We start from the raw sequence: 24,997 nt of genomic DNA, 5'->3' as shown, positions 1-24,997 counted from the left end.
CCGCGGGTCGGGGCGGACCTGATCGGTCGCGGTCAGGATATCGACGGCGCCGCCGAACTTCAGGAGCACGTCGCCGGCCGACACGATGCCGGCGCCGAGGGCCGAGGCGATCATGTCCGCAGCGCCGCCCACGACCAGGGTACCCTCGGCGAGGCCGGTCTCCGCGGCGGCCGCAGCTTGAACCCGGCCGAGGACCTCGTGGGAGGCGACCTTGCGTGGCACCACGGCACGCGGGATGTGCGCGAGCGCGACGAGGTCGTCGTCGATCACGCCCTTGACGACGTCGACGAAGCCGGCTTCGAGCGCCCAGTTCTGCTCGACGGCCCGTTCGCCGGTGAGGCGCCAGTTCACATAATCGTAGGAGCCGAACACCGTCGCGATGCGGCTGAAGACATCCGGCTCGTGGCGCTCGATCCAGCGCAGCTTGGCGGTGACGAGCTGCTGGTTGATGCCGTTGCCGGCCTTGGCGATGAAGGCCGCCTCATCGCGTTCGGCGCGGAGTTCGGCGACCTCACGCCCGCAGCGGCCGTCGCTCTGCTGGATGCTGGGACGCAGCACCCGCCCGTCCCGGCCGAGCAGCACGACGGCGGGTAGCATGCCGGTGACGCCGACGGCCGCGATCTCGGACGGTGCGATCCCCGTCGTGGCGAGGAGCTCCCGGCAGATGGCGCCGACATTGGCCCACCATTCGGCGGGGTCTTCCTCGGCCCAGCCCGCGTGGGGCGACGACAGGGTGACGGGCCGCGACGCGAGGCCGAGCACCTGATCCGGCAGGCGGATCAGAATCCCGATCGTCGAGGTGGTTCCGATGTCGAGACCGAGGACGCAGGTCATGGTCGGTGCGGTTCCTGTGGAGCGAATCGGCCGCCGGCACCCGGATGGGTCCCGCCGGCCGCTTTGTCGTGGGGAAAGGCGGTCGGCGCGCGTCGCGCCGGTCCGCGGCTCAGCGCAGCGTCGCGACGACGTCCATGAAGCGCTTCACCCGGTCGCCGTCCACGGCATTCCAGGTGTTGCCGTCGACCTTGAAGTGGGTGCCGATGACGACGCCCGAGGCGACCGAGAGCACGTCGCGGACGTTATCGATGTTGACGCCGGTGTTGGCGAAGATCGGAACGTCCGTCACCGTCTCCCCTTGCGCAGGTGCGACTGATCGGCCGGCTGGCCGGTCAGCGGGCCGGAGACGAGGATCGCGTCGGCGAGCGAGGAGAACACGGCGCTCTTGGCCCGCAGCTCGATCGGGCGCTGATCGAGCGAGTGGGCGAACTCGGCGTTGATGTTGAAGAGGAGCTTCATGTCGTCGCGGCCGAGATTGTGGCGCAGGCGCGAAGCAGCGGCGCAATTCGGCTCCCACAGGCCCATGTCGGACGCGAACAGGCCGGTGAAGATCTCACGGACGAACTTCGCGCCGGTCGCCGCGCCGATCGCCACGCTCGCGGTCGGGTCCCACAGATAATTGACGCCGAACGGCACCTTCAGCGCGGGCTTCACGGCCTCGACCACGGCGGTCATCGCGGCGATGCCTTCCGGCGGCGCCTTGAAGACGTAGGGGCGGTCGTTCTCGTTGCCGAACATGATGGCGTCGACGCCGCCGGCCTGGAGCTTCTCGACATCGGCGAGGACGCCGTCGACGAGTTGGCGACGCCGCCCTTCGCGTCATAAAGCGGCGTCCCGGGCAGCGCGCCGATGTGCGCCATCGCGATGACGGCCTTCTTCTTCGACCCGAAGAACTCGAAAATCATGTCGCAAACTCCTGGTGGTGCGGCGCCCGCCCGCGGGCGAAGGAAGGCGGATGGATAAGGCGGTGCCGGCGGCCTCAGGCCCCGGCGGCGATCCTCACCTCCACCCCGGCCTGAGCCAGGGCGGCGGCGACATCGGGAGGCGGGCCGCCTCGGTGATGAGAAGGGAGATGTCTTCGAGGGCAGCGACCTGCACGAGCGACATGCGACGGAACTTCGTCGAATCGCACAGCACGATCTTGAGGCCGGAGCGGCGCAGATAGACGCGCTTCAGCTCGGTATCGTCGAAGGAATAATCGAACAGGCCGGCGCTGGTGACGCCGGAAACGCCGATGACGCAGACGTCGAACCAGAGCTGCTCGAACTGCGCCACGGCGGTCGGCCCGCACAGCGACATCTCGTCGGCGCGGAGGCGGCCACCGGGGACATAGACCTCGGGTTCGGTCCCCGCCAGCGCGGTCGCGATGCGCAGGCTGTTGGTGAAGATCTTGGCGTGCGGCAGCCCCTTGAGGTGCTCGGCCAGAAGGAACGTGGTGGTCCCGACGTCGAGCGCGATGGCACGCTGGCCCGCGATGATCGAGGCGGCCTCGGCGGCGATACGCTCCTTGGCCCCGCGCCGCTGCTCCAGGCGCGCGGTGAAGCTCGGTTCCTCGCTGTCCATGGCGACGGCCGGTGCCGCGGCGCGGATGACGGCGCCGCCGTGCACGCGCTCAAGACGCCCGGCGCGCTCCAGTTCGACGAGATCGCGACGTACCGTCATGTCGGAGACGGCGAGGGTTTCGGCCATCTCGGTGACGGAGACCGTGCCGCTCGCTCGCAACATTTCCAGAATCCGCTCGTGCCGCGTCGGGGAGAGCATGCGTTGGCGATCCGTGCCGCGCTGCTTGGCGGCCGGCTCCGACACCGACGTTCTCGTCTCCACGGACATGCGACACCTCGGACAGACAGGCGGATCGCCCGCCGGCGGACTCGTCGCCGCCACGCAAACCATATCCCACGCGAACAAAATCAAACACGAATGCCGATTGCAGCGTTCATTTTTGTTGGTATACCCGAGACGCATCAGCAGCGAGGAGCTTCCCCATGACCGCATCCGCCTCCCCTCACCTGCCTGAATTCGCGGGCAAGCGCGCCATCGTGACCGGCGCTGCGGCCGGCATCGGCCGGGCCATCGCGGAGGCGCTCGCCGCCCAGGGCGTCCGGGTCGCGGTTGCCGATCTGAACCTCGCCGCCGCCACGCAGACCGCCGCCGAAATCGGCCGCGGAGCGGTCGCGATCGAAGTGGACGTGCGCAAGCGCGCATCGGTCGAATCGGCGTTCCAGGCGGCTCTCGCGGCGCTCGGCGGTATCGAAATCCTCGTCGCCAATGCCGGCGTCTCGACGATGCAGCGCGCCCTCGACCTGACCGACGAGGAGTGGGATTTTAACTTCGACGTCAACACCCGCGGCGTCTTCCTGACCAACCAGATCGTCGGCCGCCATTTCGTGGCCCAGGGCCACGGCGTGATCGTCAACACCGCCTCGCTCGCCGCCAAGGTGGGCGCGGGCCTGCTCGCCCACTATTCCGCGAGCAAGTTCGCCGTGCTCGGCTGGACCCAGGCGTTCGCCAAGGAGCTCGCCGCGAAGGGCATCCGCGTCAACGCCGTGTGCCCGGGCTTTGTGAAGACCAGCATGCAGTCCCGCGAGGTCATCTGGGAGGCGGAGCTGCGCGGCATCACGCCCGAGCAGGTGATCAACGAGTACGTCTCGCAGACGCCGCTCGGCCGGCTCGAAACCCGGAAGACGTGGCCGGAGTTGTGGTGTTCCTGTGCTCCGACGCGGCCCGCTTCATGACCGGGCAGGGCATCAACGTGACCGGCGGCGTCTACATGACCTGAGGGTGCCATCGGCGCAGGCGGAGCCCAATCCCTGGGCCTGCCTGCGATTGAGGCAGATCGAACTTGGGAACGAAACAAATTCGATCATTTTGTCGCTTGCGATGTTTGCTTTTGTGAACATACACTGAGTTCGTTCCGGCGGGCCCGTTGCCCGCCGGAGCGCGGCGGATCAGCCTCCGCCTCCGGGCCCGCAGGGTCTTTCCCGTGGGACCGCCCCGCCGAACGGCGGCTCATGCGCGGCCGATGTGCCGCGCGCGTCTTCGTTCCGCGTCCGTGCCGACGTGCTGCGCTGTTCCGAGGTTTGTTGATGGCGTCGATCGAGCTCGACAAGGTTTCCAAGGTCTACGCCAACGGGGCGTACGCCGTGCGCGAGATCGACCTCACGATCGAGGACGGCGAATTCATGATCTTCCTCGGCCCGTCGGGCTGCGGGAAGTCCACCACGCTGCGTATGATTGCGGGCCTCGAGAGCATCAGCGCGGGCGACCTGCGGATCGGCGGGCGCAGCGTGACGAACGTCGCGCCCCGCGACCGCAACATCGCCGTCGTGTTCCAGTCTTATGCCCTGTACCCGCATATGAGCGTGCGGCAGAACATGGCGTTCGGGTTGAAGATGCGCGGCGTTTCGTCCTCGGTCATCGAGGGGAAGATCACCGAGGCCGCCGCGCTCCTCGGCCTCTCCTCCTATCTCGACCGCAAACCGGCAGCGCTTTCGGGGGGCCAGCGCCAGCGCGTCGCCCTCGGCCGCGCCATCGTGCGCGAGCCGGAAGCCTTCCTACTCGACGAACCGCTGTCGAACCTCGACGCGCAGCTTCGCGCCGAAATGCGCCTCGAACTCGTCAAGCTGCATCGCCGGCTCGGACGCACCATCATCCACGTCACCCACGATCAGGTCGAGGCGATGACGATGGGCGACCGCATCGTCATCATGCGCGACGGCCGCGTGATGCAGGTCGGCAAGCCGCTCGAGGTCTATGCCAACCCGCCGATACCTTCGTCGCCCGCTTCCTCGCGACGCCGCCGATGAATCTCGTGCCCGCGCGCCTCGAAGGCGCCGCCGACGGCGCGCTGAGCGTGGCGCGTGACGGACTCGCTCTCGCCGTTCCGGATCGCCACCGCGCCCCCTATGCCGGCGCCGCCGGCAAGCCGGTGATCTTCGGGCTCCGGCCGGAAGATATCCACGATACGCAGCACAACCCGGCCTGGCAGCCGATCGAGCTCACGGTCGTCGCGGTGGAGGCGCTCGGCGTCGAAAACATCCTGATCGGCCAGCTTGGCACAAGCCAGCCGATCGAGATTGCCGCGCGGCTGAGCCGTCACTTCACGGCCCCCGTCGGCAGCCGCGTCACACTCTATGTCGATGCGCTGCCGATGCACCTTTTCGACCCCGAGACGACCAAGGCCCTGCCCCGCCCGCCGCTTTTGGCAGCGGCTTGAGACGGGAGGAGAGGACCCACATGCGCCGCTTCGGATTGCATCTCGGCCTGCTCATCGTCTCGGCGGTGGTCTTGTTGCCCCCGCTCTGGGTGCTGCGCACGAGTCTCGTGCCGGAAAGCCTCTCCTACTCGACCGATCTGCTGCCGCAGCCGACGCTCGAGAACTATGTTGGTCTGTTCACCCGCAACCATTTCGGCACCTATTATCTGAACAGCCTCGTGGTCGCGATCGGCTCTGTCGTGCTCGCGCTCCCCTTCGCCGCGATGACGGGCTACGCCTTCGCCCCGCTTCAAAACGGGGGGCCGGCGGCGCGCTTCGCGGTGCTCGCGACGCAGATGCTGCCCCCGGTCGCGATCGTGCTGCCGACCTTCACCCTCTTCCGCATGCTCGGGCTGACGAATTCCCTGACCGGGCTCGTCATCGTCTATGCCGCGCTGAACCTGCCCTTCCTCACCTGGATCCTGATGGGCTTCTTCGAGGGTATCCCGGTCGATCTCGAATGGGCCGCGCAGACCGACGGCGCCACCGCCTGGGGCGCGTTCTGGCGCGTGGTGCTCCCGGTCTCTCTGCCCGGCATCGCCGCTGCCGGCGTGCTCGGCTTCATTCTCGCCTGGAACGAGTTCCTCTTCGCCCTGGTGCTGAGCGGACCGGCCACGGCCACCGTCCCCGTCGCGCTCGCCGCGCTGCAGACCTCGAACGGCGTTCAGATCGCCAAGGTCTCGGCCGGCGTGGTGCTCGCCATCCTTCCGCTCGTGATCGCCTCGCGCTTCATCCAGCGCTTCATCGTGCAGGGGCTCACGTTCGGCAGCGTGAAATGACCGCGGGAGGTCATCCCGCGGCGTAGTCGTGACGGGCCGGAGAGCCCGCCGCAGCAGAGGCAAGAGGAGAACGTGATGGCCTTCCAACGTACCGCGCTCGCGGCCCTGATGGGGGCGACGATGCTCGCCGCCATGCCTTCGGCCTTCGCCGAAGGCGTCACCCTCCACGCGCTCATGGAGGATGTGCCGGAGACGCAGATCATCGAAAAGATGCTGCCCGACTTCGAGAAGGAGACGGGGGTCAAGGTCGAGTTCGAGAAGATCGGCTACGGCGACATGCACGACAAGCTGGTCGCCCAGCTCGTCGCACCGGAAAGCTACTACAACCTCCTCGAGGTGGACTTCCTTTGGGCGGGTGAATTCCCGGCCGCTGGCTGGCTCGTCGACCTGAAGCCGCTGGTCGAGAAGTCCGACTTCGATCTCAAGCCGTTCATCCCGGCGATGCTCGATCTGCTCGGCCGCACCGATGCGCAGCTTCCGCTCATCCCCATGTACAACTACTCGATGGGGCTGATCTATCGCACCGACCTCATCGAGGATGCCAAGCTGAAGGAGGCCTACAAGGCCGAGACCGGCAAGGAGCTCGCCAAGCCCGAGACGCTTGCCGATTATGTCGCGATCTCCAAGTTCATGAAGGAGAAGGCGGGCGTCGCCGGTGCGGCGATGCAGGGCCAGCGCGGCGATCCGAACGCGATGGAGTTCTCGAACTACCTGTTCTCGGCCGGCGGCACCTATCTCGGCGCCGATCGCAAGGTCGCGCTCGACAGCGCCGAAGGCAAGACGGCCCTCGGCCTCTATGTCGACAACATCAAGAACGGCGCGCAGCAGGGTGCCCTGTCGGCCACCCTCGACGATACCATGCGCCTGATGTGCAGCGGCCAGGCGTTCAGCATGGTCACCTATTGGTGGATGCTGCCGCAGATCGACAACAAGGAGAAGTGCCCGGCGGTCGCCGCAAGGTCGCCCTCTCGGTGATGCCGGGCGGCCACGGCGAAAGCGGCGGCTGGGGCTGGGGTATCCCGAAGAACACTTCGCCCGAGAGTCAGGAAGCGGCGTGGAAGTTCATCCAGTGGGTGCAGAGCAAGAAGATCGAGGTCGCCCGCGCCCTTGAAGGCCATGCTCCGGTCCGCTCGGATGTCTACGAAGATCCGGCGGTTCTCGCCAAATATCCCTTCTACAAGACCGCGCTCGACGTCGTCGCGTCCGGAAAATCCTTCCCTATTTTCGCCTACTCTGCCCAATATGAAGACGTCCTCGGGGCTCAGCTCTCGCTTGCGGCGGGCGGACAAGCCACCCCGGATGCGGCTCTCAAGGCGGCGTCCGACGGCCTGACCCAGCTCCTGAACAAGTAATTCGAATGCCGCCCGCGCTTCCGCGGCGAGCTGCCGGCACGCTTCGCGTCCCCCACCCGTGGAAGCGTGCCGGCCTTGTTCCCGCCGCAGACCTCCCGAGAATCACAACCAGTTCCGCCCAGACGACGTCCGCCTCGGCACCTCCTTCTGGCCTGCGTTCGCGCGCGCGGCGCGCGGTCGCGGCTGCGCGCACGCTTCCCCCCGCGCTCCCGCTCTGCAGTCGTCCGGCACGTGCGTTCGCCGTTGCCGCCGTCGCATCTGCCGTCCGCTCGCCTCCGCTGACCTCCTCGTGTCCCGACGCTCGCGCCGCTCCTCGCGCGCTCCTCGCGTTCGCAGCGTCTCCTGCGTTCTCGCTCGATTCGCGCTCGCTCGTCGTCGTCGTTGCCCCGCGGCGTTCGTCTTCGACGTCTCGCCTGCTTCCGCTCGCGTGCGATGCTTCTCACGCTCGCGATCGTCATGCTTCCGCTCGCCTATCGTGCGATCTCGTCTCCTCTCTGACCCTGCTGAAGCCGGCGATCGCGCCGCTCGTCGGGCTCAAGAACTTCGCCACCGTCATGAGCGACCCGCTGTTCTGGGGTTCGCTCTGGCTCACGGTGAAATATTCCGTCGTCACCGTCGTCGGTGAGTTCGTCTTCGGGCTCGGCATCGCGCTCATGCTGAACCGGACCGTGCGCATGAAGCCGGTTTATTTCGCGATCCTGACCATTCCGATGGCGATGTCGCCGGTCAGCGTCGCCCTCATCTGGCGCATGCTGCTGCAACCCAATCTCGGCATCGTCAACCATGTCCTCGAGACGGTCGGCTTGCCGCGCATGGACTGGCTCGGCTCGGCCGATATCGCGGTCTGGACGATGGCCGGCATCGACATCTGGCAGCAGACGTCCTTCGTCGTGCTCATTCTCGCGGCCGGCCTCGCCGCTCTGCCCCGCGATCCTTACGAGGCCGCCGATGTCGACGGCGCCTCGCAGCTCCAACAATTCTGGTTCATCACCCTGCCGATGCTGCGCCCGGTCGCCGCTATCGCCGTCGTGATCCAGCTCATCAACGAATTCCGCACCTACGATCTGCCCTACGTGCTGACCAAGGGCGGTCCGGGCACCTCCACGGAAGTTCTGAGCTTCTTCGCCTATCGCCGTGCGTTCCTTGGCCTTTCCCTGAACGAGGGCGCGGCGGCGGCGTTCGTTCTCCTGCTCATCGTGCTGGCGATGACGATCGCCTTCTTCGCCCTGCTCGAACGCCGGCGCTGACGCGACGAGGGCGCCCCGCGGGCGCCCTCACGCTGACACTCACGGAGGTCTCACGCCTCCGGGCGGAGCCCCGCGCCGCGAGGATCGGCAGCACGGTGTCGCGGAAATAGGGGAACTCGGCGACATAATCGACGAACGACAGCGTCGTGCCGCGGAAGCCCGCCGCCGCGAGCGCGCTGATGCCGTCCGCCACCTGTTCCGGCGTGCCGACCAGCGGGAAGCCGCCGTGGCCCGCCGCCATGCGGTCGCGGATCAGCGCCAGAAGATCGTGCGGGAACGACTGGGCGTGGGCGAATTGCAGGCGGATCAGATTGTCCACCGCCGCCCAATCGGCATTGGTCTTCCCCGTGTGCTCCAGATAGGCGAGTGCCTCGGCCTCCGTCGGGCGGCACACCACGTGCGAGAACGTCAGCACGTCAACCGAGCGGCCCTTCGCCTCGGGCGCGCCCTTCAATTCCGCGATTTCCTCCGTCGAGCGACCGAGATCGATCGCCGGGGTGAACAGGAAGTTCGCGTTTCGCGTGGCGAACTCGCGTCCCTGCGGCGAGCCCGCGGCGTTGAGGATCGGCGGCTCGCCGGCGAACGGCTTCGGCTCGCCCTTCACACCTTTCAGATGGAAATAGGTGCCGTTCCAGTCGAAGTGCTCGTCCGCGCTCCACAGCTTGCGGATGATGTCGAACCATTCCTGAGCATAGCCGTAACGGGTCTCGTGGTCGTCGGGGAGCGTCAGGCCGAGCGCCTCGTATTCTGGCTTGTTCCAACCGGCGACGATGTTGAGCCCGGCACGGCCCGGCTGATGTGATCGATGGTCGCGATCTGCTTCGCCACCACGACCGGGTTGTTCGCCGTCGTGTGGATGGTCGCGAACACGGCGATGCGTCGCGTCCGGGCGAGCAGGCCAGCGGCCCAGGTCATCGTCTCGAGCACGGAGCCGTGGAAGTCGGTCTCGCCGCCGTAGCCTATCCAGCGGGCGATCGGCAGCATGAAGTCGATGCCGGCATCGTCGAGCAGGCCGGCGAGCGCGAGGTTGTTGTCCCACGTGCTCGACCAGCGCTCCGGCACCTTGGTGACGGTCATGCCACCGGAGCAATTGGACGCGAACGTGCCGAGCAGGAAGCGGTCGCGCCGGAACATCGGGTTGACGGACGGCGAGGAGGTCGCGGTTGTGGTCATGGAAGGCCCCTGGATAGGATTTATTTTATGATTGAAATTCTATCGTAAAGTCCGTTTGGCGGCAATCGCCGCGGCGGCTATCCTCGCGCCCAGGCAGAGGGACGGCGGGATGGCGGCGAAGCGCGTCAAAGGCATCGATCATCCGGAGGCACTCGACCGCCGCTGGCATCTCGCGACGACGGCGATCGAGGTCGATGCGACCGAGCTCGAGTTCTCGCTGATGCGGACCTTTGAATCGTTCGGCCGCTGGCAGGCGGAGTGCCTGCGCGGCGCCATCGACCTGCCGGCGAGCGGGCCCGAAAACGCGATGCTCCACGTCATCCGCATGAACGACCGCCCCAAGAGCGTGAAGGACCTCGCCCGCCTCACCAACCGCGACGACATCCCGAACATCCAATACAGCCTGCGCAAACTGATCGGGGCCGGGCTCGTCGTGCGCTCGGGATCGGGGCGCTCGGGCGTCACCTATTCCGTCACCGATAAGGGGCGCGAGGTGACGGACCGCTACGCCGAGATCCGTCGGGCTCTCCTCATCGCCGCGATCGAGGCGGTGCCCGGCTTCGAGGCAAGGCTCGCCGAGGCGCGGCGGACCCTCGAACTCCTCTCCGGCCTTTACGATCAGGCGGCCCGCGTGGCGGCCACCCACCGCCGCTCCTGACGCACCACAACCGACCACACGTTGGGATTGCGGACGTTCACGGCTTGTGCCTCAATGCGGGTTGCGCCCGGCCGGTCCGCGGCGGTGTCAGCGTCGATCTCTCGGGGGAGGATCCGCCGCATGAGGGCCCGGGCGGCACTCATTCAGACGCCTTGGCGCGCCGTTCCGCGAGACCGAGCGCGGTCGGCGGCGGCGAAGCGTTTTCTGGACCTCGTCGGGGCGAGCGTCGGCCTCGTGCTGCTCGCTTTGCCGATGCTGCTCCTCGCCCTCGCGATCCGGCTCGACAGCCCCGGCCCGGCGCTGTTCAGGCAGGCGCGGACGGGATGCGGCGGGCGACCCTTCGTGATCTGGAAGTTCCGGACGATGCGGCACGCCGGCCGAGATCCGGGGAGCCCGACGGTCGTCACCCGGCTCGGCGCCTTTCTGCGGCCGCGGGGCCTCGACGAACTGCCGCAACTCGTCAACGTTCTCGCCGGCGACATGTCGCTCGTCGGCCCGCGTCCCCACGCGATCGAGGAAGACGCCTGCCTCGCAGACCTGCTCCCCCGCTATCGCGATCGGCAGCGGGCTCTGCCCGGCATCAGCGGGTGGGCTCAGGTCCAAGGCTGGCGCGGCCCCGCGCCCGAACCGGAGGCGATGGCCGAACGCCTGCGCCACGATCTCTGGTATGTCGAGCATCGCACCTTGGCGCTCGATCTTCACATCATCGGCCGCAGCCTCGCTCTTGTCGTACGGGGCCGAATGCGCGGATGATGATCGCGGCGGATCTCCCGCCGCCAAGCCCACGCCCGCCGCCGCAACCGGACGATCGATGAGCACATCCTTTCCGCAGCCGATCGATTCCGGCCTGGTTCCGCGGTTCGCAGGGCCAGCAACCTTCATGCGGCTCCCGCTCGCGACGTCCGCGGCGGAGCTCGACATCGCCCTGTTCGGCATCCCCTGGGACGGCGGCACGACGAATCGCGCCGGCGCCCGCCACGGGCCGCGCGAGGTTCGCAACCAATCGACCCTGATGCGCTCGACCCACCACGTTTCCGGAATCGAACCGTTCAAGCTCGCCCGCGTGGCCGACATCGGCGATCTCTCCGTCAATCCGATCGACCTCCTGGACGCGCTTGCCAGGATCGAGGCCGGCGTGCGCAGCGTGGTGGTGGCCGGCGCCGTTCCCCTCGCCGTCGGGGCGACCATCTGACGACGCTTCCCGTGCTGCGCGCCGTCGCCCGCTCGGGTCCCGTCGGCATGATCCATTTCGACGCGCACTCGGACACCAACGACCTTTATTTCGGCGACAACCTCTACACCCACGGCACCCCGTTCCGCCGTGCCATCGAGGAGGGTCTGCTCGACCCGCACCGCGTCGTGCAGATCGGCATCCGCGGTTCGATCTACGCCCCCGACGAACACGCCTGGGCGAAGGATCAGGGCATCCGCATCGTCTACATGGAGGAGTTCGTCAGGCGTGGTGCGTCCGACATCATGGCCGAGGCGCGGGCGATCGTCGGCGACGGTCCCACCTACATCTCCTTCGACGTCGATTGCATCGATCCGTCGATGGCGCCGGGGACCGGAACGCCCGAGATCGGCGGTTTCACCACCCGGGAGGCGCAGGCGCTGGTTCGGCTCCTCGAGGGCGTGCGGATCGTCGGCGCCGATGTCGTCGAAGTCTCGCCCCCATTCGATCTCGCCGGCATGACCGCACTCGCCGGGGCGACCATTCTGTTCGAACTGCTCTGCCTCGTCGCCCGGCAGGTGGCGGAGACGCGATCGTCTGCGGGCGCGAGGTGAGGCGCCCTTGAAAATACGGCATCTTGCCGTATTTTATCTCGACAGGAGGACGCCATGCCGAAATCGCAGACGGAAGCTGAGACGGCCCGGTTGGAGGCGCGCATTCCGGTCGAGATCTACGACCAGATGCAGCGCGCCGCGCGACTTCGCGGCATGACCCTCACGGGCTATCTGATCGCAACCGCTGGGGAGGATGCACGGCGCGTCATCGAAGACGCAGAGATCCTGCGGCTCGCGCGGGAAGACCAGATTCGATTCGCCGAGGCCCTTATCGATCCGCCGGCTCCCAACGCCCGCTTGAGCCGCGCCGCGAAGCGCCATGCCGACTTGATCGAGCGCCGGTGAGCCCCCGCTTCGTCATCGAGCCCCTCTCGCGGGCGCATGACCGCGGCGGCTTCACCTGCGGAAACGAACGAATCGATCTCTATTTTCGCGAAACAGTCTCGCAGGATGTGAAGCGCAACTACGCCACATGCTTCGTCGCGCTGGAGAAGGCGACGGACCAGATTGCCGGCTTCTACACTCTATCTTCGAGCAACGTGCCGCTGACGGCGGTGCCGCAGCCGTTCGCGAGGAAGCTGCCGCGCTATCCGGCTGTGCCTGCGGTCCTCATTGGATGGCTCGGCCGGCACCGCGATTATGCCGGACAGGGTCTCGGGGAGGCGCTGCTCTTCGACGCCATCAAGACCGTGGCGGACGCCCCGATCGGTGCGCACGCGATCTTCGCAGACGCGATCGACGACAACGCGGCCTCGTTTTATGCCTCGTTCGGCTTCGTCGAGTTGATCAAACGGCCGCGCACGCTCTTCCTCCCGATCGCAACGGCCCTGAGCCTGCTCTAGCCCCCCTCAGCTCACCGTCGCGAGGTGGGCGATGAAGCGGGCGAAGAGGTCGGCCTGGGAGCCGATCTGAAGCTTCTGGTAGATGTTGCGGCGGTGGATCTTCACTGTCCCGGCGCTGATCTTCAAAAGGTCGGCGATCGAGGCGTTCGAGTGGCCCCGCAGCACGAGAGCCGTGATCTCGATCTCCCGCGGCGTCAGGTGGCCGACCGCCATGGCGTCGAGCGCGCGGTCGATCGGCCCCGCCTTCGCCCCGTTGCGACGCCCCGGCGTGAAACGCTGGCCGATGTCGCGCCAGTGGCTCTCGCCGAGCCGGCGGACCACCGGCTCGATCGCGCGGATCGTCTGCATGTCGCGGGCGGAGAAGGCCGGCCCGTCGATCGGCCGCGTCACGCTGACGACGATCGCCGTCCCCAGCGCCGGGCGCAGGAGGAAGCCGACCTCGTCGCGGATGCAGGTCCGCTCATAATGCTGTTTGAAATATTCGGAGGTGTAGAAGAGGTCCGGCGCCAGCGACTTCAGGCGGATCACCCCGGCCGGCTCGTGGCCGATCGCCGCGCCATAGAACGGATCGAGCAGATAGGGCCCGCGGGCATAGGCCTCGATCACCGTTTCGGCCCGGCCGCCATCCATGTTGTGGGCGAGGCAGATCGGGTTTTCCGGCCCCGAATAGGCGAACACCATGAAGATGTCGAAGGGCACCGCCGCCCGCACTGCGTCTTCGAGAGCGCGCGGAAATTCCGCCGTGCCGAGGGCCTCGAGCCCCCGGCCCACGGCCGCATTCCAGTCCGCGAAAGCGCTCTGCACGCGTCGGTCTCCCTGCTGTCGGATGGGGCGCGGATTTTCGCACGCCTATACCCGAGGGATATTCCTAGCGCATCCGCCCGCCCCTAGCCTGATGAAAAGGTTCACAGAGCAAACAATCGCCGAGAGCGGTTGGGGGACATGGCGGAATGACGGATCGGCACAACGCGGCGCGGCAGCTCGAGACCGGTCTTGCAGCACTCGATGCGCGCGACGTGCATATCGGCATCTTCGATCCGGACGGCGTGTTCCGCCATAAGCAGGTGTCGGCCGACAAGGCGGTGAAGCTCGCCGCCAAGGGCTATCCCTTCTGCGAAGTGCTCTATTGCTGGGATACCGCCGAGAAGACCTACGACAGCGGTGCCTATATCGACCGGCCCGCGACGCTCTTTGCCGAAAACCTGCGCCGCTATCCCTTCGCCGACAAGGCCGCGGTGTGCATCGCCGATTTCGAGGGCGACTTCGGCGCGCTCTCTCCCCGCACCCAGGCCCTTCGAATGATCGCCGAGCTCGGCGCGCTCGGCTTCGACGTCAACGCCGCCTTCGAGTTCGAATTCTTCGTCTTCGACGAGACGCCGGAGAGCCTGCGCGCCAAGGACTTCACCGGCCTCGACCATTTCGCGCAAGGCAACCGCACCTATTCGCTCCAGACGACCGCGCTCTACGGCGACCTGATCGGCGGGCTCCGGCAGACGATGGAGACGCTCGGCATCGAGATCGAGGCGATCCACACCGAGCTCGGGCCGGGGTGCTTCGAGGCGCCGCTGCACCACGCCAAGGGCATCAAGGCCGCCGATGACGCCGCACTCTTCAAGAATTTCGCCAAGGCCTATTTTCTGCGCAACGGGCTGACCGCGGCCTTCATGTCGAAGCTGTCGCCGGATCTCGCCGGCCAGTCGGGCCATCTCCACGTCTCGCTGACGCGCCGGACGGCACGCCGGCCTTCCACGACGCGGCCGAGCCGGAGGGCTTGAGCCGGACCGCGCGGCACTTCATCGGCGCCTCGTCGCGCTGATGCCCGAGATGCTCGCGATGTGCAGCCACACGGTGAACGCCTACAAGCGCATGGTGCCGGGCGCCTGGGCGCCGACGGCGGCGAACTGGGGCGTGCAGAATCGCACCGCCGCGGTGCGCGTCATCAACGACGCGCCGGAGGCGACGCGCGTCGAGTTCCGCGTCCCCTCCGCGGACACCAACCCCTATCTCTCGCTCGCCATGTGCCTCGGTGCCGGTCTCTGGGGCATCCGCAACGAGATCGAGCCGCCGCCGGGCAGCCGTGCCAATCTCTATGCCGCGACGCCGGACCCGGCCGCCGTCTTCCCGTCCGATCTCGGCCGGGGCGCCGAGCGCTTCGCCGCCTCGGCGCCGGCCCGCGCCTTGTTCGGGGACGCCTTCGTCGATGCGTTCGCCGCCGCCCGACGTTTCGAGGACGCCGAATATCGCCGCCATGTCAGCCCGTGGGAAATCCGCCGCTACCTCGAGGTGGTCTGACCTCGAACCGTGCTTCGCAACCCTTCCAGAGCCAGAACAAGGACCGAACCCGTGACGAAAGACGATCCCAACACCCCGAATGCGATGAAGTCCCCGCTGTCCCGCCGCACCGTGCTGAAGGGCATGGGCGCCGGCGCGGCGCTTGCGGCCGGCGGCGTGCTGCCGGGCGCGTTCCAGGGCGCCGCGCCGCTCAGTCGCTGAACTATATGTGCTGGGAGGGCTACAACGCCCCGGCGATCCTCGATCCCTTCCAGAAGGCGAACGACGTCCAGATCTCGGTCGATCTGATCACCGATTCCGCCGGCGGCTTCGCCAAGCTCGCGGCCGGTGCCTACCGTGCCTTCGACCTCGTGTCTTCGGACAGCCCCTGGATCGCCCGCATGGGTCCGGCCGGCATCGACCGCTTCATCGACGATGCCGAGTTCGCCGACCAATATGCCGAGTTCTATCCGCAGTTCCGCGCGCCGTTCGCGCCGCTGCAATACGAGGGCAAGGCGACCGGCCTGCCGACGCGCTGGGGCTGGGTCGGCCCGACCGTGAACACCAAGTTCGACAAGCTCGAGACCTGGTCGAGCTACGCTCCCGTCTTCGATCCGGCCTACCGCGACAAGATCTGCCTGCTCGATTGGGGTGATTGGCCGATCATGCCGCTCGCCCTCTATGCCGGCGTGAACCCCTACAAGGAGCTCGATAAGAACGAGCTCGACGAAGTCCGCAAGGTGCTGCGCGCGGCGTTCAAGAACACCCGCGCCATCGTCGGCGATCTCGCCATCGCCCAGAAGGGCCTGCTCGACGGCTCGTTCCGCTGCCTGATCGGCGGCGGCTCCTACTGCACCTCGTCGCTGCGCCTCGCCGGCCACGATTATGTGCAGTCGATCGTGCCGGAGCCCCGCAACGGGCTGAAGCAGGGCATCATCTGGATGGAGGCGACCGGCCTCCTCGACAACGGCAACGACCCGACGCTCGCCAAGAAGTTCCTGAAATACATCGTCTCGCCAGACGTCGCGGTGAAGCTCGCGATCACCGAGGCGACCTGCAATCTGGTGCCGAACCAGAAGGCGGAAGCGCTGTTCACGCCGGAGCAGAAGAGCGCGTTGCAGATGGATTATATGTGGCACGCCTGGGACAACAGCCTGTTCCACACGATCGCGCCGAACATCGACGACATGCTGGCGATCTGGCAGGAAGAACTCGCGGCCCGCTGACGTCCCGCCCCCGCGAGCCCGCCCGACGATCCGCCGGGCGGGCTCCCCTATTCCCGACCGATCCCATTGCGCGAGCGAGACCATTGCCGAGCCCCATCATCGAAGCGTCCGCCATCGTCAAGGATTACGGCCCCTTCCGTGCGCTCCATTCGGTGTCGCTCGAGGTCGGCGCGGGCGAATTCGTCGCGCTCGTCGGCCCGTCCGGCTGCGGCAAGACCACGCTCCTCAAGATCGTCGCCGGCTTCGAGCAGCCGACCGGCGGCACGCTGAAGATCGAGGGGCGCGACATGAACGACGTGCCGGCGGCCAAGCGGCCGACCCGCATGGTGTTCCAGAAGCTCGCGCTGTTTCCCCATAAGACGGTGCGCGACAATATCGGCTTTCCGCTGAAGCTCGCGAAGGTGCCCGCCGCCGAGGCGGAGACGCGCATCCGCGCCATGTTGGAACTGATGCACCTGAAGACGGCCTATCTCGACCGCTTCCCGGCGCAGCTTTCGGGCGGCGAGCAGCAGCGTGTCGCGCTGGCCCGCGCCCTCGTCTCCCAACCCGGCGTGCTCCTCCTCGACGAGCCGATGAGCGCCCTCGACGCCAAGCTCAAGAAGTCGCTTCAGGCGGAACTGAAGAACCTGCACCGCAATCTCGGCACCTCGTTCGTGCTCGTCACCCACGATCTCGAAGAGGCGATGATGCTCGCCGACCGCATCTGCGTGATGCGCGCCGGCAACGTCGTCCAGATCGGCACGCCGTCCGAGATCTATTATCGCCCGGCGGATTCGTTCGTGGCGAGCTTCATCGGCGACACCAACCTGTTCCCCGTGCGCATCGATGCGGGGCCGGGCGACGACATCGCCTTCGGCTCGCCGATCATCTCCTGCACCGGCGCGCTCGTTTCCAAGGCGCAGGCGACGAGCGCCGTGACGGGCCCGAGCGCCCTCCTCCTGGTGCGCCCCGAAGCGCTCCGCTTCGCCGGCGCGAACGAGCCCCAGCCCTTCGCCACGCTCGCGGGGCATGTCGAGGAATTCTTCGTCAAAGGCGCCTCGATCCAATATCGCGTCCGGGTCGAGGGGCACCCCGTCCCGGTCGTGATGGACCTGCCGGGCACGCCGAACCTGCCGGCCGCCGTCGGCGAGGCCGTGACGATCGGCTTCGACCGGTCCGACATCGTGCTCATCCGGGAGTGACAGATGCGGATTGATCGGAAATCCTGGCGCGATCCCTTGCTCCTCGGCACCACGGTGCCGCTCACGCTCCTGATGATCGTCTTCTTCCTGGTGCCGCTCGCGATGACCGGCATCCTGAGCTTCCAGACCACCAAATATTACCGCCTGATCTGGACCTGGGACCTCGCCACCTGGCGCGACGTGTTCGGCAAGCCGTTCTATTGGACGATCATGCTGCGCACCGTGGCGATGTCGCTCGTCTGCGTCGTGCTGTCGCTCGCGATCGCGATGCCGGTCGCCTATGCGCTGGCGACGCGGCTCGGCAGCCTCCAGCGGCACGTGACCATCCTCATCACCTTCGCCTTCCTGACCGATGCCGTGTTGAAGACGTTCGGCTGGATCCTCGTGCTCGACAAGAACGGCGTGCTGAACTGGGGGCTATCCTATCTCGGGTTTGGGCCGCAGGCGCTCAATCTGCTCTTCACCCCGTCCGCGACGATGATCGGCATGGTCTACAACCTCGCCGTCTATCCGATGTTCACGATCTACCTGTCGCTCGTGCGCATCGACCGCGACCTGCAACTCGCCGCCTATGACGCAGGCGCCTCTCGCCTGCGCACGTTCTTCGAGGTGACGCTGCCGCTCTCGAAGCCGGGCCTCTATGCCGGTGCGGTGCTCGTCTTCGTCCTCAGCCTCGGCGCCTTCCTGGAGCCGAAGGTGATGGGCGGCGGCAATTCGCCGATGGCCTCGGAACTCATCCGCCAGAGCTTCGAGACCCGGGTGAACTGGCCGCTCGGCGCCGCGCTGACCCTGGTGCTCATCGTCATCGGCGCCCTCTCGCTCGCGATCTCCGCCCTCGTGGCGATGCGCCGCCGCCGCGTGGCGAGCCCGGCGTGAGGGGAAGCATGATGTCAGACCGTACCAAGAGCGCCCTCGTCGACACCCTGCTGGTGGGCTCCGTCGCTCTCCTGCTCGCCTTCTTCTACGTGCCGATCATCACCCTCGTCGTGTTCTCGTTCACCGGCAGCCGCATGCTCACGCTGCCGATCGAGACCTGGTCCACCGAATGGTACCCGGCCCTGTTCGCCAAGGGAGACTTCATCCCGGCGCTGAAGAATTCGGCGTTGATCGCTGCGATCACGACGATTTTCGCGACGGTTCTCGGCGCCGCCGGGCCATCGCCTGGATCCGCTTCCGCTTCCGGCTGCAGACCTTCTTCCGCGCCCTCACCTTCGCGCCGCTGCTCTTTCCGCAGCTCCTGCTCGGCGTGGTGATGCTGCTGTGGTTCTCGGTGCTCGGCCAATGGCTCGGCTTCACCACCGGGCTCGCGAGCGTCGTCATCGGCCACATCGTCTACATCACGCCGTTCACGCTGGTGATCGTGGCGGTGCAGGTCTACGGCTTCGACGAGACGCTGGAAGACGCCGCGCGCGATGCCGGTGCGAGCGGGTGGGTCGTGTTCCGCGAGATCACGCTGCCGCTGCTGTGGCCCGGGATCTTCTCGGCGGCGAGCTTCGCCTTCCTGCTGTCGTGGGGAAATTTCTACATTTCCTACAGCCTCGGCGGCACGATCCGTACGCTGCCGACCTTCGTCTATAGCGGCATCGCGGTTGGCTCCTCGCCGATCTATCCCGCGCTCGCCACGCTGAACTTCATTCCGGCGCTGGTGCTGGTGGTGGTCGCGGACGTCGTGCGCCGTCGCGCCGCCCGCCGTAACCGCCTCGCCGAACCGGCCTGATCCCTAGTCCTCCGAGGGTGCCATGATCGATATCGCCGAGCCCGCGTCCTTCCGGCCGCGCCGCCCGCTGCGCGGCCGTCTCCAACTGGAGCTTCCCGACCTCCGTGCGCTTCGGCGCGGGGCGGATCGCCGAACTCGCCGCCGCGGTCGCCGAGCTCGGAGCGCGCCGTCCGCTCGTCGTCACCGACCGCGGCCTCGCCGATCTGCCGCTCACCGCCCGGGTCATGGACGTGCTCGCGGCGGGTGGCGTCACGGCTGCGCTCTTCTCGGACGTCAAGCCGAACCCGACCGGCGGCAACGTCGCGGCGGGCGTCGCGGCCCTGAAAGCCGGCGGCCACGATCTCGTCGTGGCGCTGGGCGGCGGCAGTGCCCTCGACGCGGCGAAGGCGATCGCCCTGATGGCGACCCAGAGCCGCCCGATGTGGGACTTCGAAGACATCGGTGACAACTGGAAGCGGGTCGATACCAGCGCCCTGATCCCCGTCATCGCGATCCCGACGACCGCCGGCACCGGCTCCGAGCTCGGCCGCTCCTCGGTCATCACCCACGAAACCGAGGGGCGGAAGGTCATCGTCTTCCATCCCCGGATGATGCCGAACATCGTCTTCATGGACGCCGAGCTCACCCTCGGCCTGCCGGCCAAGGTGACGGCCGCGACCGGGATGGACGCGCTCTCGCACGCCCTCGAAGCCTACAGCGCGCCGACCTTCCACCCGATGGCCGAGGGCGTCGCGCTCAATGCGATGCGGCTCATCAAGGAGCACCTGCCGCGCGCCGTCGCGGACGGCTCCGACATCGAGGCACGGTCGCAGATGCTGATCGCCTCCGGCATGGGCTGCGTGGCGCTGCAGAAGGGGCTCGGTGCCATCCACGCCCTCGCCCATCCGCTCGGCGCCCTCCACGACGCCCATCATGGCCTGCTCAACGCGGTGCTGATGCCCTATGTCGTCGCCTTCAACCGTCCGGCGGTCGAGGACAAGCTGACCGCGCTCGCCCGCATCCTCGACCTGCCGGCCCACGACGGCGACGCGGTGATCCAATGGATCGTCCGGCTGCGCGACGGGCTCGGCATCGGCGCCACCCTCGGCGACATCGGCCTTCACGACATCGACCGCGACAAGGTGGTCGAGATGGCGCTCGCCGACCCGTGCGCCGGCGGCAACCCGATCGCCCTCGACACGGCGAACCTCCGGGGCCTGCTCGACCGGGCGATCGACGGCCGCCTCTGAGGCGCGCTCACCCGGCCGCGGAGGCGGGAAGCACCCGCACATAATCGACGAAAGCGCGAAGCGGGGCGGGCAGATAACGCCGCCCCGCATAATAGAGATAGGGCCCTGAAAAGGACTGCCACCAGTCCTCCAGCACCGGCACCAGCCGGCCCGCCGCGATCTCCGGCGCGAGCGCATCCTCGAACGAATAGAGGATGCCGAGGCCGGCGACGGCCGCGGCGATCTGAAGATCGAGCGTCGAGGCGACGAGCGGTCCCTGGACGCTCACCCGCACGATCTCGTCGCCCCGCTCGAACTCCCATGCCGGGCTCGCCCGGCCCGGAAAGCGGTGGCGGATGCAGGCATGTCCGACGAGGTCGCCGGGATGGTTCGGCGGGCCATGCGCCGCGAGATAAGCCGGGGACGCCGCCGCCACATAACGCTGGGTGCGCGGGCCGATCGGCACCGCGATCATGTCGAGCTCGAGCCGTTCGTCATAACGCACGCCCGCGTCGAAGCCGGCGGCGAGAATATCGACGAAGCTGTCCTCCGCCATGACGTCGAGGGTGATGTCCGGATAGGCGCTCAGAAATCCGCCGACGATCGGCGGCAGCACGAAGCGCGACACGATCACCGGCACGTTGAGCCGCAGGGTGCCGCTCGGGCGCGCCCGGACGCTGTTGATCCCGTCGAGCGCGGCGGCGATCTCGTCGAGCGCGGGCGTCAAACGTTCGAGCAGCCGGAGACCTGCCTCCGTCGGGGCGACGGAGCGGGTCGTGCGGTTGAGCAGGCGGACGCCGAGCCGCGTCTCGAGCCGACGCACCGCTTCGCTCAACGCGGAGGCAGAGACGCCTTCCGCAACAGCCGCGCCGCGAAAGCCGCGGGCGCGGGCGACGGCAGCGAAGGCGTGGAGATCGTCGAGCGGGGCGTCGGCCATTGTGCGGAATTCCGTACACGTCGTTCCATGATCTACGGATTATCGCACGATCTTATCGGATGCATCTTCGTTTCACGGACGGGCCTTTCCCCGCTGCTTCGAGGAGATCAACCCGATGAAGACCCGCCAACTCGGAAAGACCGGACCCGTCGTGTCCGCCTTCGCCCTCGGCTGCATGGGCATGTCGGACGGCGTCTATGGTCCGGCCGACCGCGCCGAGAGCATCGCCACGATCCACGCCGCGCTCGATGCCAGCGTCACCCTGTTCGACACCGGCGATTTCTACGCCATGGGAGACAACGAGATGCTCGTCGCCGAAGCGCTTCGCGGCATCGCCCGCGACCGCTACGTGCTCAGCGTCAAGTTCGGCGCACAGCGCGACCCGACCGGCCAATGGCTGGGCTATGCCCTGACCCCCGCAGCGATCAAGACGGCCCTCGCCTATTCGCTCAAGCGCCTCGGCACCGAATACATCGATATCTACAGGCCGGCCCGCCTGCCGCCCGCACCGACGTCGAGGCGGTGATCGGCACCCTCGCCGAACTCGCCAAGGCGGGGCACATCCGCCATATCGGCTTGTCGGAGGTCGGCGCGCAAACGATCCGCCGCGCGGCGGCGGTGCACCCGATCGTCGATCTCCAGATCGAATATTCGCTGCTCTCGCGCGGCATCGAGGACGAGATCCTCCCCACCCTGCGCGATCTCGGCATCGACGTCACGGCCTACGGCATCCTCGCGCGGCATGCTCGGCGGCCGTTGGCGGCCGGGCGGCTACGGCGCCGGAGACTACCCGCCCACAGCCCGCGCTTCGAGGGCGAGAACGGCGCGGCGAACCTCGCGCTCGTGGAGGCGCTGCGTGCCGTCGCCGAGGCGAAAGGCCTGCCGATGTCCCAAGCTGCGATCGCCTGGGCCCTCGCCCAAGGCGACGACATCGTGCCCCTAATCGGCGCCCGCCGGCCCGCCCAACTCACCGACGCCCTCGCCGCGCTCGACGTCCGGCTCTCCGCCGAAGACCTCGCCGCGATCGAGCACGCCGTCCCGAAGGGCGCCGCGCGCGGCGACCGCTATCACGCTCAGGCGATGGCCGATCTCGACAGCGAACGCCGCTGAGGACGGCCCGGATCGGGCGATCGAACGCCTCCTCCGAGGCGCCTCACGTGGGACTTCATCGATTCCGCCCAGCAAGGCTGCCGGCCGAACAAAGAGATTTCGAGCCGGCCGGCCTCCCGAGCGGTGACGCGACCAAGCCTCGGATTATTGCGTGATCCGAGGATATTCGGGACGATGGGCGCAAATGATGGAGGCCTCGAATGCTTGAGCTGCGACCCAATTGTGAATGCTGTGATAGCGACCTTCCGCCATCCAGCATGAACGCCCGTATCTGCACATTCGAATGCACATTTTGCGCGACCTGCGCGGACGGCGTGCTCGGGGCACGAGTCCCAATTGCGGGGGCAACCTCGTCGTTCGACCAATCCGTCCGGCGCACATGCTCGATCGGAACCCAGCCTCCACTAAGCGTATCCTCAAGGCCGACGGCTGTTTGCCTCCCGCGATGTAATGCCGTGAGCGCCGGCGCGAACCCGCGCCGGCCCGCCGGTCTGCGTATAGGGTCACATCCGCTTAGAATAACTATAATCACCTCTCGCAGCAGTGTTCGTTCTTACCTCTTGTCGTCCCGACCGATCCTGATATAGCGGCCGCAAGATGGGAAAGATCTGGGACACGGCATGACTCGAATTCTATCTCTTTTTAAATTCTCTAATTCTATATTTGCACTTTTGTTGATGCTGAATGCGGCGCAGGCCGCGTCGACGCATTATCCCCTCGTCCTCGAGAATTGCGGGGTCGAGGTCACGTTCCCGAAGGCGCCGCAGCGGGCGATCGGTCTCGGGCAGAACAGCGCCGAGATTCTCCTTCTGCTCGGGCTACAGGATCGGATGGTCGGCACCGCCTTCTGGCCCAGCCACGTCATGCCCCAGCTCGCCGCGGCCAACGCCAAGGTGAAGCTCCTCACGGTCGAGTTCCCCACCTTCGAATCGATGCTGGCCGAAGACCCCGATTTAGTCGCCGCGGCCCTGCCGAGCCTGCTCGGTCCGAACAGCAAGGTCGCCAAACGCGAGGATTTCGAAAAGGTCGGCGTGCCGACCTACCTCTCGCCGAGCACCTGCCTCGACACCAAGGCGACCAAGGACACCTACGGGAGCCGTGACCGCCTGTGGACGAGCGCGCTCCTCTATCAGGAGATCGACGAGCTTTCCCGTATCTTCGACGTCCAGGATCGCGGCCAGGCCCTCATCGCCGACTTCAAAGCGCGCGAGGCCGCCCTGCGCGCAATGGTCCAGAACAACGGCACGAGCGGCAAGCCGCTCTCCTATCTGTTCTGGTTCTCGAGCCCGTCGCCGTCCGCGGACGCCTATGTGGGCGGCAAGAACGGTGCCTCGGGCTACATCGCCAACCTGCTCGGCGGCACCAACGCGATCGCGTCGGAGGCGGAGTGGCCCACGGTCGGGTGGGAGAGCATCATCGCCGCCAACCCGGGCGTGATCGTCGCCGCGAGCCTCGACCGCAATCGTTGGGAACTCGATAAGTCCGACGCCAAGGTGCGCTTTCTCACCACGGACCCCGCCCTCAGCGAACTGCCGGCCGTGAAGTCGAAGGCGATCGTCGTCATGGACGGCCAGGCGATGAAACCCGGCGTGCGCACGATCTACGGCGCGGAGCAGGTCGCCGCGCAGTTGAAGGCCCTCGGTCTCCTCCGGTGAGCGGACCGGTGCGCTCCCTCCGGCGGATGGGCCTGCTCCTCGGCCTGACGATCCTGTCCCTCGCCGCGGTGCTCGCCGTCGTCGGTGTGAGCGTCGGGGTCGGCGATCTGCCGATCCCCCTGACGACGACCGTCGCGGCGGTGACCAACCGGCTCGGCTGGACCGATGTGGCACTCAGCCGGATTCAGGAGACGGTGATCTGGGACTACCGGCTCAGCCGGGCTCTCGTCGCGGCGTTCTGCGGCGCGGGCCTCGCGCTCTGCGGGGCGATCATGCAGGCGCTGCTGCGCAACCCGCTCGCCGAACCCTACGTCCTCGGCGTTTCGGCCGGCGCTTCGACAGGCGCGGTCGCGATCGTCATCCTCGGCCTCGGTGCGGGGGCTGTGTCGCTCTCGGCCGGCGCATTCGCCGGCGCGTTCGCGGCCTTCCTGTTCGTCGCCCTCCTGTCGAACGGCACCGCCGCCGGCGCGGACCGCACCATTCTCGCGGGCGTCGCCGCCTCGCAACTCTTCAATGCGACGACGGCCTACATCGTGACCACCTCGGCTAACGCCCAGCAGGCCCGTGACGTGATGTTCTGGCTCCTCGGCAGCTTCGGGGGTGTGCGCTGGCCGGAGTTCGCGCTGGTCGCGGGCGTCGTCGGGGCCGGCCTCGTGGCGTGCCTGACCCAAGCGCGGGTGCTCGATGCCTTCGCCTTCGGCGACGAGGGCCGCGGCGGGCGCTCGGCGTCGACGTCGCCAGGGCGCGGCTCACATTATTCTGCCTCA

The 24,997-nt window shown here is 67.5% G+C and carries 23 protein-coding genes and 8 pseudogenes; 25 read left to right on the top strand and 6 right to left on the bottom strand.

Annotated elements, in window-relative coordinates:
- The 3 genes and pseudogenes from F0357_RS24000 to F0357_RS23990 all read right to left on the bottom strand — a co-directional run.
- The coding region (locus tag F0357_RS24000) for an FGGY family carbohydrate kinase (protein ID WP_246161949.1) at positions 1-834 on the bottom strand (834 nt) is incomplete at its 3' end.
- Between the two features lie 109 nt (positions 835-943).
- Positions 944-1,739: pseudogene (locus tag F0357_RS23995) on the bottom strand (BtpA/SgcQ family protein).
- Between the two features lie 74 nt (positions 1,740-1,813).
- A pseudogene (locus F0357_RS23990) lies at positions 1,814-2,664 on the bottom strand (DeoR/GlpR family DNA-binding transcription regulator).
- 155 nt (positions 2,665-2,819) lie between these two features.
- On the opposite strand from F0357_RS23990, the gene F0357_RS23985 reads away from it, so the two are divergent.
- The 7 genes and pseudogenes from F0357_RS23985 to F0357_RS23960 all read left to right on the top strand — a co-directional run bounded on the left by F0357_RS23985 (position 2,820) and on the right by F0357_RS23960 (position 8,467).
- Positions 2,820-3,569: an SDR family oxidoreductase gene (locus F0357_RS23985; RefSeq protein WP_153491612.1), complete on the top strand. Its 750-nt coding sequence runs from the start codon at positions 2,820-2,822 to the stop codon at positions 3,567-3,569.
- Positions 3,533-3,613 carry a hypothetical protein gene (locus F0357_RS25680; RefSeq protein ID WP_512700812.1) on the top strand — a complete coding sequence of 27 codons (81 nt, stop codon included), beginning with the start codon at positions 3,533-3,535 and terminating at the stop codon, positions 3,611-3,613. The genes F0357_RS23985 and F0357_RS25680 overlap by 37 nt, the downstream gene beginning before the upstream one ends.
- A 307-nt stretch (positions 3,614-3,920) precedes the next feature.
- A pseudogene (locus F0357_RS23975) lies at positions 3,921-5,050 on the top strand (ABC transporter ATP-binding protein).
- A gap of 20 nt (positions 5,051-5,070) precedes the next feature.
- On the top strand, positions 5,071-5,868 hold the full coding sequence (locus F0357_RS23970) for a carbohydrate ABC transporter permease (RefSeq protein ID WP_153491611.1): 798 nt from the start codon (positions 5,071-5,073) through the stop codon (positions 5,866-5,868).
- Between the two features lie 75 nt (positions 5,869-5,943).
- Complete coding sequence (locus F0357_RS23965) at positions 5,944-6,843, top strand: ABC transporter substrate-binding protein (RefSeq protein ID WP_246161947.1); 900 nt, start codon at positions 5,944-5,946, stop codon at positions 6,841-6,843.
- A complete protein-coding gene (locus F0357_RS24875; protein ID WP_246161945.1) occupies positions 6,807-7,220 on the top strand; it encodes a type 2 periplasmic-binding domain-containing protein in 414 nt (137 codons plus the stop codon). The genes F0357_RS23965 and F0357_RS24875 overlap by 37 nt, the downstream gene beginning before the upstream one ends.
- A gap of 554 nt (positions 7,221-7,774) precedes the next feature.
- Entirely contained in the window at positions 7,775-8,467 is a 693-nt protein-coding gene (locus F0357_RS23960; protein ID WP_246161942.1) for a carbohydrate ABC transporter permease, read from the top strand.
- Here the strand turns inward: F0357_RS23960 and F0357_RS23955 are convergent.
- A pseudogene (locus tag F0357_RS23955) lies at positions 8,412-9,544 on the bottom strand (LLM class flavin-dependent oxidoreductase). The gene F0357_RS23960 and the pseudogene F0357_RS23955 sit on opposite strands and share 56 nt — an antisense overlap.
- A 205-nt stretch (positions 9,545-9,749) precedes the next feature.
- Between F0357_RS23955 and F0357_RS23950 the strand changes: the two are divergent.
- The 5 genes and pseudogenes from F0357_RS23950 to F0357_RS23930 all read left to right on the top strand — a co-directional run bounded on the left by F0357_RS23950 (position 9,750) and on the right by F0357_RS23930 (position 12,925).
- On the top strand, positions 9,750-10,298 hold the full coding sequence (locus F0357_RS23950; protein WP_153490088.1) for a winged helix DNA-binding protein: 549 nt from the start codon (positions 9,750-9,752) through the stop codon (positions 10,296-10,298).
- A gap of 120 nt (positions 10,299-10,418) precedes the next feature.
- Entirely contained in the window at positions 10,419-11,051 is a 633-nt protein-coding gene (locus F0357_RS23945; RefSeq protein ID WP_153490087.1) for a sugar transferase, read from the top strand.
- 58 nt (positions 11,052-11,109) lie between these two features.
- Positions 11,110-12,083: pseudogene (gene speB / locus F0357_RS23940) on the top strand (agmatinase).
- A 90-nt stretch (positions 12,084-12,173) separates the two neighbouring features.
- Entirely contained in the window at positions 12,174-12,428 is a 255-nt protein-coding gene (locus F0357_RS23935) for a type II toxin-antitoxin system TacA family antitoxin (protein ID WP_246161850.1), read from the top strand.
- Positions 12,425-12,925 (top strand): GNAT family N-acetyltransferase, encoded by a 501-nt coding sequence (locus F0357_RS23930; RefSeq protein ID WP_312861780.1) that lies wholly within the window; start codon positions 12,425-12,427, stop codon positions 12,923-12,925. The genes F0357_RS23935 and F0357_RS23930 overlap by 4 nt, the downstream gene beginning before the upstream one ends.
- A gap of 6 nt (positions 12,926-12,931) precedes the next feature.
- On the opposite strand, the gene F0357_RS25390 is transcribed toward F0357_RS23930, so the two are convergent.
- Positions 12,932-13,729, bottom strand: a complete 798-nt coding sequence (locus F0357_RS25390) for a helix-turn-helix transcriptional regulator (protein ID WP_153490077.1) — start codon at positions 13,727-13,729, stop codon at positions 12,932-12,934.
- A 146-nt stretch (positions 13,730-13,875) separates the two neighbouring features.
- Here F0357_RS25390 and F0357_RS25055 point away from each other — a divergent pair, with 146 nt between their 5' ends.
- From F0357_RS25055 to F0357_RS23890, 9 genes are all read left to right on the top strand, one after another.
- Positions 13,876-14,700, top strand: coding sequence for a type I glutamate--ammonia ligase (locus F0357_RS25055; RefSeq protein WP_208948585.1), 825 nt, complete (start codon positions 13,876-13,878; stop codon positions 14,698-14,700).
- A gap of 40 nt (positions 14,701-14,740) precedes the next feature.
- Positions 14,741-15,217, top strand: coding sequence for a type I glutamate--ammonia ligase (locus F0357_RS25050; protein WP_208948584.1), 477 nt, complete (start codon positions 14,741-14,743; stop codon positions 15,215-15,217).
- Positions 15,218-15,268: 51 nt separating this feature from the next.
- The gene (locus F0357_RS24860) at positions 15,269-15,418 is read left to right on the top strand and encodes a twin-arginine translocation signal domain-containing protein (protein ID WP_153491610.1); all 150 of its coding nucleotides are present in this window, start codon (positions 15,269-15,271) and stop codon (positions 15,416-15,418) included.
- A gap of 5 nt (positions 15,419-15,423) precedes the next feature.
- On the top strand, positions 15,424-16,422 hold the full coding sequence (locus tag F0357_RS23910; RefSeq protein WP_153491609.1) for an ABC transporter substrate-binding protein: 999 nt from the start codon (positions 15,424-15,426) through the stop codon (positions 16,420-16,422).
- Between the two features lie 83 nt (positions 16,423-16,505).
- Complete coding sequence (locus F0357_RS23905; RefSeq protein WP_208948535.1) at positions 16,506-17,603, top strand: ABC transporter ATP-binding protein; 1,098 nt, start codon at positions 16,506-16,508, stop codon at positions 17,601-17,603.
- A 3-nt stretch (positions 17,604-17,606) separates the two neighbouring features.
- Positions 17,607-18,479 carry an ABC transporter permease gene (locus tag F0357_RS23900; RefSeq protein ID WP_153490062.1) on the top strand — a complete coding sequence of 291 codons (873 nt, stop codon included), beginning with the start codon at positions 17,607-17,609 and terminating at the stop codon, positions 18,477-18,479.
- Positions 18,480-18,487: 8 nt separating this feature from the next.
- The gene (locus F0357_RS24855) at positions 18,488-18,856 is read left to right on the top strand and encodes an ABC transporter permease (protein ID WP_246161956.1); all 369 of its coding nucleotides are present in this window, start codon (positions 18,488-18,490) and stop codon (positions 18,854-18,856) included.
- Positions 18,760-19,320, top strand: coding sequence for an ABC transporter permease (locus F0357_RS23895; RefSeq protein ID WP_312861808.1), 561 nt, complete (start codon positions 18,760-18,762; stop codon positions 19,318-19,320). The genes F0357_RS24855 and F0357_RS23895 overlap by 97 nt, the downstream gene beginning before the upstream one ends.
- Before the next feature lie 104 nt (positions 19,321-19,424).
- The gene (locus F0357_RS23890) at positions 19,425-20,549 is read left to right on the top strand and encodes an iron-containing alcohol dehydrogenase (RefSeq protein ID WP_312861806.1); all 1,125 of its coding nucleotides are present in this window, start codon (positions 19,425-19,427) and stop codon (positions 20,547-20,549) included.
- A 7-nt stretch (positions 20,550-20,556) separates the two neighbouring features.
- Here F0357_RS23890 and F0357_RS23885 read toward each other — a convergent pair whose 3' ends face one another.
- Positions 20,557-21,465: a LysR family transcriptional regulator gene (locus F0357_RS23885; protein WP_153490050.1), complete on the bottom strand. Its 909-nt coding sequence runs from the start codon at positions 21,463-21,465 to the stop codon at positions 20,557-20,559.
- Between the two features lie 115 nt (positions 21,466-21,580).
- Here F0357_RS23885 and F0357_RS25675 point away from each other — a divergent pair.
- The 4 genes and pseudogenes from F0357_RS25675 to F0357_RS23865 all read left to right on the top strand — a co-directional run.
- Positions 21,581-22,575, top strand: a pseudogene (locus F0357_RS25675) (aldo/keto reductase).
- Positions 22,576-22,775: 200 nt separating this feature from the next.
- Positions 22,776-23,026 (top strand): annotated as a pseudogene (locus tag F0357_RS23875) (DUF1272 domain-containing protein).
- 226 nt (positions 23,027-23,252) lie between these two features.
- The gene (locus tag F0357_RS23870; protein ID WP_246161941.1) at positions 23,253-24,230 is read left to right on the top strand and encodes an ABC transporter substrate-binding protein; all 978 of its coding nucleotides are present in this window, start codon (positions 23,253-23,255) and stop codon (positions 24,228-24,230) included.
- Between the two features lie 26 nt (positions 24,231-24,256).
- A pseudogene (locus tag F0357_RS23865) lies at positions 24,257-24,997 on the top strand (FecCD family ABC transporter permease); the annotation flags it as partial.

This window comes from Segnochrobactrum spirostomi, from assembly GCF_009600605.1.
In the GTDB taxonomy this organism is placed as follows: Bacteria; Pseudomonadota; Alphaproteobacteria; order Rhizobiales; family Segnochrobactraceae; genus Segnochrobactrum; species Segnochrobactrum spirostomi.
Note: the sequence above shows the minus strand (reverse complement) of the source record. Positions and strands in the feature narration are given on the sequence as shown.